Raw genomic sequence first — 13,579 nt, forward strand, 5'->3', positions numbered from 1 at the left:
CATCAGAAAAGTGAAAACATCAGCGCGACGGGAAAGCTCATTGGCCAGGTCGCCCCGACTAATACCGCGCTGAGAAAACGAATCCGCTTTTTCTCGCGTGACAGAAACCAGGTGATGATTGCCGTGATAGCGGCCATCACCGCATAAAAGACCAACATTTTTTGGTACAGAGACATGTAAGGCATCCTGGCCGGAAGGTGAAATCGCGCGCAATATGCTCTTTTTCATGACTCACATCAAGTTTTATTAATTATTTTAAGAGAAACGGCGGTAAAACAACCCGTTTTCATTATGTTCAGAATTCGTACTATTGCGGATAGTTATAACCCGTACTATACCCATAGGGGTTAAAACGAAAGGTGGCACAAATGAATGTTTCCAGTAAAACTGTGGTGCTGATAAATATATTTGCTGCTGTAGGACTTTTCAGTCTGATTTCCGCAAGGTTCGGCTGGTTTGCTTGATGTGACTCTTCTGAATTAATTGCAGCGTCCACTGGCAGAGAGGGTTTTCTCTCTGCCATTAGCCAACGATTTTCCCACTCTGCCTTCATCCGGTAAATCATCCTTAGGATGTATTATCCCTAATCCTTCTGCGGCATTATTTGCCTGTAAAACGGGCTGGCGTGGTGCCGGTATGCTGACGGAAAAATGCGATAAAAGCACTGTCACTGACAAATTCCAGATGTTGCGCCACCTGACTACCAGGACTCCCGTCAGCCAGCATTTCCATGGCTTTTAACAGTCTAAATTGCTGCCGCCAGTGCTGATAATGCATCCCGGTATCTCTGATGAAGATCCGGCTGATGGTCTTCTCACACGCCCCAACCCGTTGGGACAACTGATTCAGTCGCGGTGGCAACGCGCCCATGCGCAATTGCTCAAGCCATACGTCCAGCCGTGGATCTGAGGGAAATTGTAATGTCCAGTTTTCACTACGCGCGGCCCGCAATTCCTCACAAAAAACAGTGATGAGGCTGGCCTGTTGCACCGCAGGCATATCCCATGACCAAAAGGCCATGCGTTCTATGACTTCGAAAAAAAGTGGATTAACCTCGACGATATGCATGGGCAGATCGGATAACGGCAGCGAGGTTGAAAAGTACAAAGAACGATAAGCCATTACGCCACGCATGATGGCGCGATGAACCGTACCGGCCGGGATCCAGACCGCACGCCGTGGCGGCAGCAGGCACAGGGCCTGCTCCAGTTCAATCGTGATGCTCCCCGCCGCCGAAAAAAGGAGTTGATGACGAAGGTGGCTATGGCGTCCGGAATCGTGTACGCCCATATCGGCGGCAATCCCGATTACCGGGTTATCAAAGCTATCCGCATCGAAAATTTCATCGGGGGCAATTTTCATTATCTGTCCGATATTTGATATATAAAGTCCTGATAATAGTAATAAGACATCCCCCTTTCAGCAATAATTCCCGCCTGTTTTCGGTCTCTTCGGATATTGCTATGAATATTCTTCGTCGTCCGCCGCTTTGGCTGCTCACTCTGCTGATAATGTTTCCACAACTGGTGGAAACCATTTACAGCCCGGCATTGCCAGGTATCGCTACCGCTTTTCACATAAGCAGTGAACGTGCAGCTCAAACACTCTCCGTTTACTTTGTGGCCTTCGCCGTCGGTGTGGCGATGTGGGGGTGGCTGAGCGACAGTATCGGACGACGGCGGGCGATGCTGGCAGGACTAATCTGCTACGGCACAGGTTGTGCATTGGCCGTTGTTGCCACCAATTTCAACGTGTTGCTGCTGGCGCGGATGGTGTCAGCCATCGGAGCGGCTGCCGGGTCAGTCGTGGTACAAACCATATTGAGGGACTGTTATGAATCAACCACGCTATCCCGCATCTTTTCCGTGATGGGGGCTGCGCTGGCCCTGAGTCCGGTTTTCGGCCTGCTAAGCGGAGGTTGGCTGGTAAGCCTGTATGGTCATATCGGTGTATTCGTTGCTCTTGTTTTGCTGGCGATATTACTGCTCATACTGACAGCAACCCGTTTGCCGGAAACAAGGCCGGAGAATACGATCCGCCCGCGGATGGCTGTGCTCCTGCCCCGCATGGCTCGGGACGATGAGCTGTGGAAAAATGCTATGCTGGTCGCCCTGTTAAATACCATGCTGTTTAGCTATTACAGTCTGGCGCCATTTCTTTTCAGGCAGTTGGGATAGAGTTCCAGAGCCTTTGGCTGGACGGGGGTGTTACTTGCGCTTGCTTCGCTGTCGGGAAGCCTGTTGAATCGGCGTCTGTTAACGACAGGTCTGACGCCGCAACAGCTGGTACGTCATGCCTGTGTGCTGGCCATGTTCTCAGGTCTGGCGGCGTGGTGGCTACAGCATACTGAATGGATCCTGATACCGGTGTTTGGGGTGGTACTGGCCTATGGTATCGCCATTCCCAATGTATTGAGCCAGGCACTGCGTCGCTATCGTGAACAAGCCGGGGCCGCTGGTGCTTTGTTCGGGTTAAGCTATTACCTGTTGCTGGGAATGATGCTGGGATTGGCTGGCATGGTGCAACAACTGGGGCTGGTGCTGAGCGGCTGTGCACTACTTGCCTGGCTTTGCAGCTACCGCCGCTGATAACCGGACGGTATACCTGAAAGCACAAAGCCCCGGCGTTAAGCTGGGGCTTTGTCGTATCAATTAGCCTGACCTCGCGGATATTTCCAACTTACCGCCGTCCGATGGCGACGAGGCCAGTGGCGCGAATAGTATAGAGACCCGTTTGCTAATTTTTAGCTATCCGTGCCTCATTAGGTGTTCACGTCTAAATTGTTACTCATGCTTGATCATGACATGGCGAACAATCGTGTAATCCTCAAGCCCGTACACCGACATATCTTTGCCATAACCAGACTGTTTTTGCCCACCGTGCGGCATCTCGCTGACCAGAGTGAAGTGGGTATTGACCCAGGTGCAACCATATTGCAGACGAGCACTGAACCGATGCGCGCGGCCGACGTCCCGGGTCCAGACAGAAGATGCCAGTCCGTATTTCGAATCATTCGCCCACGCCAGCACCTGGTCTTCATCATCAAATACGGTCACGCTGACCACCGGACCAAAAACTTCCCGCTGCACGATGGCATCTTCTTGCTTTGCCCCGGCCAGCAGCGTTGGGGCAAAGTAGTAGCCTGCGCCGTCCACTTTTTTACCACCGGTGATAACCTTGATATGCCCCAGGGCTTTGGCCTCATCGACCGCTTTGGCCACGCGATCAAGATGTGCCTGCGAACTTACCGGTCCCAGCTCCGTCGATTCGTCGTTCGGCGCGCCAATTTTCAGGCTGGCAACCGCGGCGCCAAGTTTCTCAACCAACGCGTCATAAATGCCTTTCTGGGCATAGATTCGACAAGCGGCGGTACAGTCTTGTCCGGCGTTGTAATAACCAAAGGTTCGCACGCCGCTCACTACCGCATCCAGATCCGCATCATCAAAAATGATGACCGGGGCTTTGCCGCCCAGTTCCATATGTGTGCGCTTAATTGAAGACGCGGTATGCTGGATAATGTGTTCGCCAGTGGCAATAGAGCCGGTCAATGAAACCATGCGGACCTTTTCATGTCCGGTCAGCGGATCGCCCACGGTTTTTCCACGGCCAAACAGCACGTTGACAACGCCTGCCGGATAAATATCTTTGGCAAACTCGGCCAGTTTAAGCGCCGTCAATGGGGTAATTTCCGACGGTTTAATCACCACGCAGTTCCCCGCCGCCAGCGCCGGAGCCAGTTTCCACGCCGCCATCATCAGCGGATAGTTCCACGGGGCAATAGAGGCGACCACGCCCAGCGGATCCCGGCGAATCATTGACGTATGCCCTTCCAGATACTCTCCGGCGGCCTGTCCTTGCAGGGTGCGGGCCGCCCCGGCGAAGAAGCGGAAAACATCGACGATGGCCGGAATTTCATCGTTGAGCACACAGTGCAGCGGCTTACCGCAGTTGAGCGATTCCAGCTCAGCGAAGGTTTGCGCGTTATCCGCGATAGCATCCGCCAGTTTCAGCAGTAACTCGGAACGTACTTTCGGTGTGGTTTGTCCCCAACTGGCAAAGGCACTGTCGGCCGCACGGACCGCGGCATCAACCTGCGTGGCTGAGGCCTCGGCAATCTCCAGAATGCATTCACCAGTTGCAGGGTTATAGACTGGCTGCTTTTCACCTTCACCGTTGACCAGCTCGCCATTAATCAGTAATTGATGTTGCATAGCAATTTCCCATATCGTCGTTTATTTACCGTTTCCGGCGAGAGTGTCGCCTTCACGCGTTAGCCACCAGGCCCCTAAAATTGGCAGTGTAGTCACCAGCATTACCAGCAATGCCACAACGTTGGTGACAGGCACATCCCGTGGACGACCCAGTTGATTGAGCAGCCACAAAGGAAGTGTTCTTTCATGTCCGGCGGTGAACGTTGTCACGATGATTTCATCAAATGACAAGGCAAACGCCAGCATTCCGCCCGCCAGCAGTGCTGATGCCAGGTTCGGCAGCACCACGTAACGAAAGGTTTGCCAGCCGTTGGCGCCAAGATCCATAGACGCTTCAACCAGACTCCATGAGGTACGGCGAAAACGCGCCACAACGTTGTTAAACACCACCACCACGCAAAACGTCGCATGCCCCACCACGATCGTGAGAAAACCCGGTTCCAGGTTGATGGTTTTAAACGCCGTCAACAGCGCCAGACCGGTGATGATCCCCGGTAACGCGATTGGCAACAGCAGCAACAGCGATATTGCACTCTTGCCAAAAAAGTCCCTGCGCCACAGCGCGGCAGCGGCCAGCGTCCCCAGAACGAGAGCAATAGCCGTCGACAACGCAGCGATTTTAAGTGACAACGTCACAGACTCCAGAATATCGCTACGCTGCGCCGCAACGCTAAACCACTTCAGCGTCAACCCCTGCGGTGGAAAACTAAAAGCAGCCTCCTCAGTATTAAAAGCATAGGTGGCGATGATGAGGATGGGAAAGTGCAGGAAAATAACCCCGCCCCATGCCGCCAGTTTGAGTAACCAGGGTGCGCGTTCAGAGTGCATCGAAAGCTCCCAGACGCTTCACGAACGCCAGATACAGTGCGATTAACACAATCGGCACCAGAGTAAATGCCGCCGCCATCGGCATATTGCCGATCGCCCCTTGTTGCGAATACACCATGTTGCCGATGAAATACCCCGGCGGTCCCACCAGTTGCGGCACGATAAAATCGCCCAACGTCAGAGAGAAAGTAAAGATAGATCCCGCCGCGATACCGGGTATTGCCAGCGGAAGAACCACATAGCGGAAGGTTTGACGCGGGCGCGCGCCCAAATCAGCGGAAGCCTGTAACAGTGACGGCGGAAGCCTCTCCAAAGCAGCTTGTACCGGGAGGATCATAAACGGCAACCAGATGTAAACGAACACCAGAAAGCGCCCTAACCCTGAGGTCGACAACGTATTGCCGCCGACAGCAGGTAGCGTCAGGAACGAAAGCAGCAGCGGCTCCAGCCCAAGATGGGTTAAAAACCACTGCGCCACACCGTCTTTCGCCAACAGTAACGTCCACGCGTAGGCTTTAACAATGTAACTGGCCCACATCGGCAGCATCACCGCAATGTAAAAAAAGGCTTTCATTTTGCCGCTGGTATAGCGCGCCATATACCACGCCATCGGAAACGCCAGAATCGCGCTGGCAATGGTGACCGCTATCGCCATCGTCAGGGTACGCAAAATGATGTCGTAGTTGGCGGGATTAAACAGCGCCTGCAGATTCGCCAGCGTCAGGTCCGGCGTGACCGACATGGTGAAATCGTCGAAGGTATAAAAACCTTGCCACAACAGCGTCAGCAGTGAGCCAAAGTAGACGATGCCAAACCACATCAGCGGCCCGAGAAGCAGTAAAAACAGCCCCAGCCCCGGATTACGCCAGAAAAAACCGGAAATCTTGTTCAGATTTGTCGGTTGCGATGGCGAATGTAAGACGTTCATAGCCATTCACCTCTCCTCAACCAACGGCACCATCACGTCGCGTGACCACGATGCCATCACCTGCTGACCCGGCGACAGCGTTGACGGCAGCATTTCTCCCGTCAGGTTCGCCTGGCTCACCAGTAATTTTTCACCGCCAGCCAGTTTCAGTTCAAACCGTGTCGCCGCGCCCTGGTACTGCACCGCCTGGATAACGCCCGGAGCCTGGACTTCTCCCCCGGCATCATTCAACCGAATGTGTTCCGGACGCAGGGAAAACATTCCCTGTAGCCCGCAAACGTTCGCTGACATCGTGGCATCAAAGACATTGGACGTCCCGACGAAGCTCGCCACAAACGGTGTCCGTGGACGCATGTACAGTTCACGCGGAGAATCCACCTGTTCGATACGACCGTTATTAAACACCGCCACACGGTCAGACATCGACAGCGCTTCGCCCTGATCGTGAGTGACAAAAATGAAGGTGATACCGAGAGATTGCTGTAACTTCTTCAGCTCTAATTGCATCTGTTCGCGCAACTTAAGATCCAACGCCCCGAGCGGCTCATCCAACAGCAGAACGCGCGGTTCATTGACCAGCGCCCTGGCAATCGCCACGCGCTGACGTTGTCCGCCGGAAAGCTGTGACGGTTTGCGCTCATGAACAAAACCGAGTGCAACTTTATCAAGCGCCTCACGGGCTTTGGCGTGACGCTGTTTTTTATCAATCCCTTTGACCATCAGCCCGTAAGCGACGTTGTCGAGGATCGACATATGTGGGAATAGCGCGTAGTCCTGAAATACCGTATTGACGTCCCGCTCCCAGGGGGGCAATTCGCTGGCCTGTTTTCCAAAAATGGTGATTGCGCCGCCTGAAAGCTGCTCGAACCCGGCAATCAGGCGCAGGCAGGTGGTCTTGCCGGAGCCGGATGGCCCCAGCATTGAGAAAAACTCCCCGTCGTTAATCGCAATACTCACGCCATCAACTGCACGAACATCCCCGTACAGACGCGAGACGTTATGAAACTCTACTGCGTACGTCATAAAACCCCCAGCGGAATTAACGACCGCCCATAATGGCGATGTAATCCTGCGTCCAGCGACTGTAAGGAACGAATTTGCCGCCTTCCGCAATTGGCGTTTTCCAGAAAGCGATTTTGTCAAAGTAGCTATAGCCGTTGGTTTCACAGCCCTTTTCACCCAACAGCGGGCTGGCTTTACATCCTTCAGGCACCACTGGCAGAGAACCAAACCAGGCCGCTACGTCGCCCTGTACTTTCGGGGTTAATGACCAGTTCATCCATTTGTAAGCGCACACCGGGTGTTTCGCTGCACTGTGCAGCATGGTGGTGTCAGCCCAGCCGGTAACCCCTTCTTTTGGGAAAACCGTGGCAACAGGCTGCCCTTCGGCTTTCAGGGCGTTAGCCTGATAAGGCCAGGCGCTGGATGCCACCACGCCTTCGTTTTTGAAGTCACTCATTTGCACAGTGGTATCGTGCCAATAGCGATGGATTAGCGCATGTTGATCGCTCAGGACTTTGATAACCGCCTGGTACTGTTGTTCGGTGAGTTGGTAGGGATCGGTGATGCCTAATTGCGGCTGGGTGGCTTTAACGAATAACGCGGCATCGGCAATATAGATCGGACCATCATAGGCTTGCACGCGTCCTTTATTGCTTTTTCCATCCTCGAGTTTTTGCTCAACAAACACCACGTTCCAGCTATCCGGCGGCGTTGGGAAGGTTTTGGTGTTATACATCAGCAAGTTTGGTCCCCACTGATACGGGGTGCCATATACTTTTCCGCCAACGTTAAACCACTCGCCTTTCACCACGCGTGGATCGATAGTTTTCCAGTTTGGGATCAGCGCGGTGTTAATCGGCTGCACGCGTTTACCCATAATCAGACGCAGTGAAGCGTCGCCGGACGCGGTCACCAGGTCGTAGCCGCCTTTTGCCATCAGGCTGACCATCTCATCCGATGTGGCCGCCGTTTTCACATTGACCGCGCAGCCGGTATCTTTCTCAAACTGCGAGACCCAGTCATATTGTTTATCGGTTTGTCCGCGTTCGATATAACCCGGCCAGGCAATAATATCCAGGCGGCCTTCTGGTTTATCTAATGATGTCGGGGGTTCGGCTGCCTGTGCAGTCATCAGCGTCATACTGAGCGCACACAGGCTACTGAGGGCAAATTGCTTGCTCATAACATCTTACTCCTGTCTAAAAAATATTGAGCGGCAGCCTTGCCGTAAATATATGTCCTTTCCTAAAAATAGTCGGGGTGTGCTAAGCGTTCCTGCTGGCGCAAGGAAATTTAATCAGGTTGTGAGCTAACGCTCATTACGCTACTGATTCAGACTGTGTGTTCTAATCTTCTGGAGTATAGACAAGGGGTTAGGTGCAGAGGTGGCAATAGTTAGAACTATTGATTTTTTGTATGGTAGCACCCGATATAAATAACATCAGGGTTCGGTATTCTCTATTTCGAAAATAAGAACGCACTATTCTTTTATATTGAATAGCGCGTTACATTTTATTTCATCATGTCGCGAATTAATTTTCCAAGCTGTTTCACCGCCAGTTCCTCGCGTTCCCCCCAGTGCCATGCGGTATTAAAGCGAAAGAAACGTGTCCAGCTTCCCGAGGTTGAGAACATTTTTCCCGGCGCAATGCTGATGTGGTGCGCCAGCGCTTGCGTACTGAGCTCTCCCGCATCCAGCGGTTCCGGCAGTTCGAGCCACAGAAAATAGCCGCTGTCGTTGTGGTGAATTTTGACCTCCGCCGGAAGATGGCGCAGTAGCGTTTGCCAGGCCTGCTGTTTGCGTTCCGCAAGCTGACGGCGTAAACGACGCAAATGCGCGTCATAGCGTCGTGTTGACAGATAGTCGACGAGTGCAAGCTGCATGGGAGAACTGGTGGATAAGGTGCTCATTAGCTGGAGTCGCTGAATGCGCCGGGCATGTTTCCCCGCCGCCACCCAGCCAATGCGAAATCCGGGCACCAGGCATTTTGAAAATGATGAGCAATGCAGAACGCTATCGCTGCGATCCCAGGCTTTAGCGGGGAGCGGTTTTTCCCGGCCAAAGTAAAGTTCGCTATAAACATCATCTTCAATCAGCATGACATGATATTTCTCCAGTAATGCAACCAGATGCGCTTTTTTCTCTGCGCTGAGCGTAAACCCCAGCGGATTTTGGCTGTTGGTCATCAACCAGCACGCTTTTACCGGATACTCCTGCAACGCCTGCTCCAGCGCGGCCAGATCGATCCCCTCTTTGACATCAGTGGCAACAGACAGCGCCTTCAGACGTAATCGCTCCAGTGCCTGCAATGCGCCATAAAAACAGGGGTTTTCGACAATCACCCAGTCCCCCGGTTCAGTGACCGCCTGCAGACTCAGGTTGAGAGCTTCAAGCGCACCGGTGGTGATCACAATTTCGTCAGGTGAAATGGTCATTCCCTGTTGGGCATAGCGACGGGCAATGGCATGGCGCAATTCATGATTCCCCGGCGGCAGGTTTTCAATCACGCTCATAGCCGTGGCCGTTTTACTCACCTGCGCCAGCGAGCGGTTTAACTGCTGAAGGGGAAACAAACGCGGGTCAGGGAATGCGGAGGCAAATGGCATTACTGACGCATCCCGGCTGGCCTGCAGCATATCAAAAATGTAGGTGTTGATATCCACCGCTTCGTCGCGCATCACCTGCACCTGAGGTGCTGCAGAATGACGTTCAGGGCGCGCGGCAACATAATAACCCGACTGGGGGCGGGCAATAATCCGCCCCTGGCTTTCCAGCAACTGATATGCGTGGCCAACGGTCATAAAACTCATCCCGCTACTGACCACCTGCTCACGCAATGAAGGCAGACGATCGCCGGGTTGCCATACGCCAGACGCGATTTGATCGCGAATTTGCTCTGCCAGTCGCTGGTACTTTTTCATCTTTCGTCCTGATTACCGGTGTTGGTGACAACCACTATATATATCAGTTTACATAATCAAGATATTTTTTATAACTGTTATGGTTAACAGTTTTACAACATCGTTACTGACAGTTCTTTTCCTAAAGCGCGGGCAGCTATCTGCACAGCATCAATTTTTGTGGCGTGCTTTAAATCGAATAAACGGGTGATTTCCTGCTTAGGCCTGCCGATCCTGTTTGCCAACTCCTGCTGGGTAATATTCGATTCAAGGAAGGCATTTAACAACAGAACCTTAGACGCAACGCTCAGTGGTATTTCCACATAGTCAGCGCCAGCGACAACCGCTGAAGGCAAAGGAATCGGTTCGTTATCGTCGAAATAGAATTCAAAAGCGGTGACCAATGCGGCCTGCGCGGCCTGCAAAGCATCATGGCGAGTTTCTCCCTGAGTTAATGCTTCAGGAATATCCGGAAAAGACACCATGAACCCACCTTCCACGGCGGGTATTAGATTAACGGGATAACGCATAATTTTCTCAAAATTTCTCATATAGTCAGCCTTATAGAGATGATGATTACTGTAAGCCAAGCTGCTTTTGGATCGCTTTCCGCAGGGCCTCTTTTATCTCATCACCAGGATGCCTGGGCATAACGCTACGCCTTCCCTGATACCTCAACTTCAGATGATTTGAGCCGTTTGTAACTTTAACTCCCTGAGATTCAAGCCAGCGTCTGAACTCACTTTGCTTCACTGCGCCTCCCTGTCGTCTATTATATACACAAAGTAAACATTTATGATTACTTTTTTGATTGTGTTGCTATTAATAACGCAAAATCACTAGCGTGGGGAGGACGCTATTTAATAACAGGAATCCAGCTTCCAGATTTCATATCAGCCAGGTCAACCTATAACAGAGCGACAACTGTTATGGTTAAAAAGAACTGTTCTGTTTCTGCCCTCCATTGCTTCCCAGGCTTAGAATTGCGCCAAATCAATTTTGCCTGCGGAGTTAAGCATGTTCGGTCTTGACGCGTTTCACCTGGCGAGGGTCCAGTTCGCGTTTACGGTATCCTTCCACATTATCTTTCCGGCCATTACCATCGGCCTCGCCAGTTATCTGGCAGTGCTCGAAGGGCTGTGGCTAAAAACGAAAAATCCCACCTGGCGCTCGCTATATCATTTCTGGTCGAAAATATTCGCCGTCAACTTTGGTATGGGCGTGGTTTCCGGGCTGGTGATGGCCTATCAATTCGGCACCAACTGGAGTGGTTTTTCCGAGTTCGCCGGGAGCATCACCGGACCGCTGCTGACCTATGAAGTATTAACCGCCTTTTTCCTCGAAGCGGGTTTCCTGGGCGTAATGCTGTTCGGCTGGAATCGCGTGGGGCCAGGCCTGCACTTCTTCGCGACCTGTATGGTTGCGTTGGGTACCATTATTTCTACCTTCTGGATCCTCGCCTCCAACAGCTGGATGCAGACGCCGCAAGGCTATGAAATCGTTAATGGTCAGGTTGTTCCCGTCGACTGGTTCGCCGTTATTTTCAATCCTTCATTCCCTTATCGTTTGCTGCATATGTCCGTTGCCGCCTTCCTCAGCAGCGCGTTATTTGTCGCCGCTTCTGCGGCGTGGCATTTGCTGCGCGGAAATAATACGCCGGCTATTCGCGCTATGTTTTCGATGGCGCTGTGGATGACATTAATCGTCGCCCCGCTCCAGGCATTGATTGGTGATATGCACGGTTTGAATACGCTGAAACACCAGCCGGCAAAAATTGCGGCGATTGAAGGACACTGGGAAAATCCGCCCGGTGAACCCACTCCGCTATTGCTGTTCGGCTGGCCGGATATGGAACAGGAGCGTACCCGCTATGGACTGGAAATCCCAGCGCTGGGCAGTCTGATCCTGACCCACAGCCTGGATAAACAAGTCCCGGCCTTAAAAGAGTTTCCTAAAGAAGACCGGCCCAATTCAACCATGGTGTTCTGGTCGTTTCGCATTATGGCAGGGCTAGGCATGCTGATGATCCTGCTGGGCGCGATCGCCCTGCGGCTACGTTACAAGCAGCGGCTATACACCTCACGTCCTTTCCTGCGTTTTGCATTATGGATGGGGCCCTCCGGTCTGATTGCCATTCTGGCTGGCTGGGTAACCACTGAAGTTGGCCGTCAACCGTGGGTGGTCTACGGTCTGCAACGTACCGCGGATGCCGTTTCCGCGCATGGCGATTTACATATGAGCATCAGCTTGCTGTCATTCTTTGTGGTGTACAGCTCCGTGTTTGGCGTCGGTTACAGCTACATGATCCGCCTGATCCGTAAAGGGCCACAGGAACATGAACCGTCAACGCCGCCATCCGGCACGCCTGCACGACCGCTTTCTGCTGCAGTTCTCGATTCTCAACCGGAGGCTCACCGCTAATGGGTATCGATTTATCAGTTATCTGGTTTGTCATTATCGTGTTCGCCACGTTGATGTATATCGTGATGGACGGTTTCGATCTCGGTATCGGCATTTTGTTTCCTGCAATTCAGGATGCAGATGACCGTGATGTGATGGTGAATAGCGTCGCCCCCGTGTGGGACGGCAATGAAACGTGGCTGGTACTGGGCGGAGCCGGACTATTCGGCGCTTTCCCCCTGGCCTATGCGGTGATTGTCGATGCGCTGACGATCCCGCTCACCCTGATGCTGCTCGGCCTGATTTTTCGCGGTGTCGCTTTTGAGTTTCGCTTCAATGCCACGCCGGCACATCGACCATTCTGGGATAAAGCTTTTCTCGGCGGTTCAATTCTGGCGACATTCACTCAGGGAATCGTGGTAGGTGCAGTGCTTAACGGATTTTCTGTCACCGGACGCAGCTACAGCGGCGGCCCTTTCGACTGGCTGACCCCGTTCACGCTGTTCTGCGGTGTTGGCCTGGTCGTGGCTTACGCCCTGCTGGGGGCCACATGGCTGGTGATGAAAAGCGAAAATCCGTTGCAGGATAAAATGCGCCGCGTGGCCAAAAAACTGCTGCTGGCGATGCTGGTTGTTATCGCCATTATCAGCCTATGGACGCCGCTGGCGCACAGTGCGATTGCCGAGCGCTGGTTTAGCCTGCCTAACCTGTGGTACCTGATGCCGGTTCCGCTGCTGGTGGTGTTGATCAGCATGTTGTTGTGGCGCTCGCTGGACCAACAGCACAGCCATGCACTGCCCTTTGTTTTGACGCTGGGATTGATCTTCCTTGGGTTCAGCGGTCTGGGGATCAGCATATGGCCGCATATCATTCCGCCGTCCATTACGCTCTGGCAGGCGGCAGCGCCTGCGCAAAGTCAGGGCTTTATGTTGGTTGGCGCCCTACTGATTATCCCGATAATCCTGGTGTATACCTTCTGGAGCTACTACGTTTTCCGCGGCAAAGTTCAACATGGTGAGGGGTATCATTGATGCAACAATCAATCTGGAAACGCCTGATGTGGCTGGTGATCCTCTGGGGCGGCAGCGTGCTGGCCCTGGCCGCCGTCGGTATGTTCTTTCGTTTACTGATGACGGCTGCTGGCTTTAAGTCCTGATACCCTCCCTGAAAACAACCGGGCAGCGCGATGCTACCCGGTTGTAACAAATCCCAACGTTGACCAAACAAAAATGCAAAAAACATCTCATTCGCAAAACAGAGATTGCCATTTCCCCGATTAAAATATTGAATAGTCACCTGGCGAAATTAT

Annotated in this window: 14 protein-coding genes and 1 pseudogene; 5 read left to right on the forward strand and 10 right to left on the reverse strand. The window is 52.8% G+C overall.

What is annotated here, in order from left to right; genetic code table 11:
* Nucleotides 1–2 precede the first annotated feature (2 nt).
* Nucleotides 3–176 carry a GhoT/OrtT family toxin gene (locus tag OGV69_RS13810; protein ID WP_069324931.1) on the reverse strand — a complete coding sequence of 58 codons (174 nt, stop codon included), beginning with the start codon at nt 174–176 and terminating at the stop codon, nt 3–5.
* Nucleotides 177–368: 192 nt separating this feature from the next.
* Between OGV69_RS13810 and yncL the strand changes: the two genes are divergently transcribed.
* Nucleotides 369–464: a stress response membrane protein YncL gene (gene yncL / locus OGV69_RS13815; RefSeq protein WP_071524268.1), complete on the forward strand. Its 96-nt coding sequence runs from the start codon at nt 369–371 to the stop codon at nt 462–464.
* A gap of 136 nt (nt 465–600) precedes the next feature.
* Here yncL and OGV69_RS13820 read toward each other — a convergent pair whose 3' ends face one another.
* The gene (locus OGV69_RS13820) at nt 601–1,362 is read right to left on the reverse strand and encodes an AraC family transcriptional regulator (RefSeq protein WP_069324932.1); all 762 of its coding nucleotides are present in this window, start codon (nt 1,360–1,362) and stop codon (nt 601–603) included.
* A 101-nt stretch (nt 1,363–1,463) separates the two neighbouring features.
* Between OGV69_RS13820 and OGV69_RS13825 the strand changes: the two are divergent.
* A pseudogene (locus OGV69_RS13825) lies at nt 1,464–2,588 on the forward strand (multidrug effflux MFS transporter).
* Nucleotides 2,589–2,783: 195 nt separating this feature from the next.
* On the opposite strand, the gene patD reads toward OGV69_RS13825, so the two are convergent.
* The 8 genes from patD to OGV69_RS13865 form a co-directional block, all read right to left on the reverse strand.
* Nucleotides 2,784–4,211, reverse strand: a complete 1,428-nt coding sequence (gene patD, locus OGV69_RS13830; RefSeq protein WP_038640724.1) for an aminobutyraldehyde dehydrogenase — start codon at nt 4,209–4,211, stop codon at nt 2,784–2,786.
* 21 nt (nt 4,212–4,232) lie between these two features.
* The gene (locus OGV69_RS13835) at nt 4,233–5,039 is read right to left on the reverse strand and encodes an ABC transporter permease (RefSeq protein WP_003020204.1); all 807 of its coding nucleotides are present in this window, start codon (nt 5,037–5,039) and stop codon (nt 4,233–4,235) included.
* Nucleotides 5,029–5,973 (reverse strand): ABC transporter permease, encoded by a 945-nt coding sequence (locus tag OGV69_RS13840; RefSeq protein ID WP_069324933.1) that lies wholly within the window; start codon nt 5,971–5,973, stop codon nt 5,029–5,031. The genes OGV69_RS13835 and OGV69_RS13840 overlap by 11 nt, the downstream gene beginning before the upstream one ends.
* Nucleotides 5,974–6,990 (reverse strand): ABC transporter ATP-binding protein, encoded by a 1,017-nt coding sequence (locus OGV69_RS13845; RefSeq protein WP_048214151.1) that lies wholly within the window; start codon nt 6,988–6,990, stop codon nt 5,974–5,976.
* Nucleotides 6,991–7,006: 16 nt separating this feature from the next.
* Nucleotides 7,007–8,152, reverse strand: a complete 1,146-nt coding sequence (gene ydcS, locus OGV69_RS13850) for a putative ABC transporter substrate-binding protein YdcS (RefSeq protein ID WP_069324934.1) — start codon at nt 8,150–8,152, stop codon at nt 7,007–7,009.
* A 329-nt stretch (nt 8,153–8,481) separates the two neighbouring features.
* Nucleotides 8,482–9,891: an aminotransferase-like domain-containing protein gene (locus tag OGV69_RS13855; protein ID WP_069324935.1), complete on the reverse strand. Its 1,410-nt coding sequence runs from the start codon at nt 9,889–9,891 to the stop codon at nt 8,482–8,484.
* A gap of 92 nt (nt 9,892–9,983) precedes the next feature.
* Nucleotides 9,984–10,400 carry a type II toxin-antitoxin system HicB family antitoxin gene (locus tag OGV69_RS13860; RefSeq protein ID WP_087856629.1) on the reverse strand — a complete coding sequence of 139 codons (417 nt, stop codon included), beginning with the start codon at nt 10,398–10,400 and terminating at the stop codon, nt 9,984–9,986.
* Between the two features lie 46 nt (nt 10,401–10,446).
* On the reverse strand, nt 10,447–10,623 hold the full coding sequence (locus OGV69_RS13865) for a type II toxin-antitoxin system HicA family toxin (protein WP_085048165.1): 177 nt from the start codon (nt 10,621–10,623) through the stop codon (nt 10,447–10,449).
* A 264-nt stretch (nt 10,624–10,887) separates the two neighbouring features.
* Between OGV69_RS13865 and OGV69_RS13870 the strand changes: the two genes are divergently transcribed.
* The 3 genes from OGV69_RS13870 to OGV69_RS13880 are packed head-to-tail and all read left to right on the forward strand — an operon-like array spanning nt 10,888 to nt 13,426.
* Nucleotides 10,888–12,291, forward strand: coding sequence for a cytochrome ubiquinol oxidase subunit I (locus tag OGV69_RS13870; protein ID WP_069324937.1), 1,404 nt, complete (start codon nt 10,888–10,890; stop codon nt 12,289–12,291).
* Nucleotides 12,291–13,301: a cytochrome d ubiquinol oxidase subunit II gene (gene cydB, locus OGV69_RS13875; RefSeq protein ID WP_069324938.1), complete on the forward strand. Its 1,011-nt coding sequence runs from the start codon at nt 12,291–12,293 to the stop codon at nt 13,299–13,301. Before OGV69_RS13870 ends, cydB begins: the two co-directional genes overlap by 1 nt.
* Complete coding sequence (locus OGV69_RS13880; protein WP_064507023.1) at nt 13,301–13,426, forward strand: DUF2474 domain-containing protein; 126 nt, start codon at nt 13,301–13,303, stop codon at nt 13,424–13,426. Before cydB ends, OGV69_RS13880 begins: the two co-directional genes overlap by 1 nt.
* Nucleotides 13,427–13,579: the final 153 nt, after the last annotated feature.

The sequence above is a fragment of the Citrobacter sp. Cc139 genome (genome assembly GCF_030334645.1).
GTDB lineage: Bacteria > Pseudomonadota > Gammaproteobacteria > Enterobacterales > Enterobacteriaceae > Citrobacter > Citrobacter werkmanii.

Bases quoted from the DNA above. Each gene is read 5' to 3' on its own strand.
- OGV69_RS13810 (WP_069324931.1), bottom strand. From the start codon at position 176: ATGTCTCTGTACCAAAAAATGTTGGTCTTTTATGCGGTGATGGCCGCT.
- yncL (WP_071524268.1), top strand. From the start codon at position 369: ATGAATGTTTCCAGTAAAACTGTGGTGCTGATAAATATATTTGCTGCT.
- OGV69_RS13820 (WP_069324932.1), bottom strand. From the start codon at position 1,362: ATGAAAATTGCCCCCGATGAAATTTTCGATGCGGATAGCTTTGATAAC.
- patD (WP_038640724.1), bottom strand. From the start codon at position 4,211: ATGCAACATCAATTACTGATTAATGGCGAGCTGGTCAACGGTGAAGGT.
- OGV69_RS13835 (WP_003020204.1), bottom strand. From the start codon at position 5,039: ATGCACTCTGAACGCGCACCCTGGTTACTCAAACTGGCGGCATGGGGC.
- OGV69_RS13840 (WP_069324933.1), bottom strand. From the start codon at position 5,973: ATGGCTATGAACGTCTTACATTCGCCATCGCAACCGACAAATCTGAAC.
- OGV69_RS13845 (WP_048214151.1), bottom strand. From the start codon at position 6,990: ATGACGTACGCAGTAGAGTTTCATAACGTCTCGCGTCTGTACGGGGAT.
- ydcS (WP_069324934.1), bottom strand. From the start codon at position 8,152: ATGAGCAAGCAATTTGCCCTCAGTAGCCTGTGTGCGCTCAGTATGACG.
- OGV69_RS13855 (WP_069324935.1), bottom strand. From the start codon at position 9,891: ATGAAAAAGTACCAGCGACTGGCAGAGCAAATTCGCGATCAAATCGCG.
- OGV69_RS13860 (WP_087856629.1), bottom strand. From the start codon at position 10,400: ATGCGTTATCCCGTTAATCTAATACCCGCCGTGGAAGGTGGGTTCATG.
- OGV69_RS13870 (WP_069324937.1), top strand. From the start codon at position 10,888: ATGTTCGGTCTTGACGCGTTTCACCTGGCGAGGGTCCAGTTCGCGTTT.
- cydB (WP_069324938.1), top strand. From the start codon at position 12,291: ATGGGTATCGATTTATCAGTTATCTGGTTTGTCATTATCGTGTTCGCC.
- OGV69_RS13880 (WP_064507023.1), top strand. From the start codon at position 13,301: ATGCAACAATCAATCTGGAAACGCCTGATGTGGCTGGTGATCCTCTGG.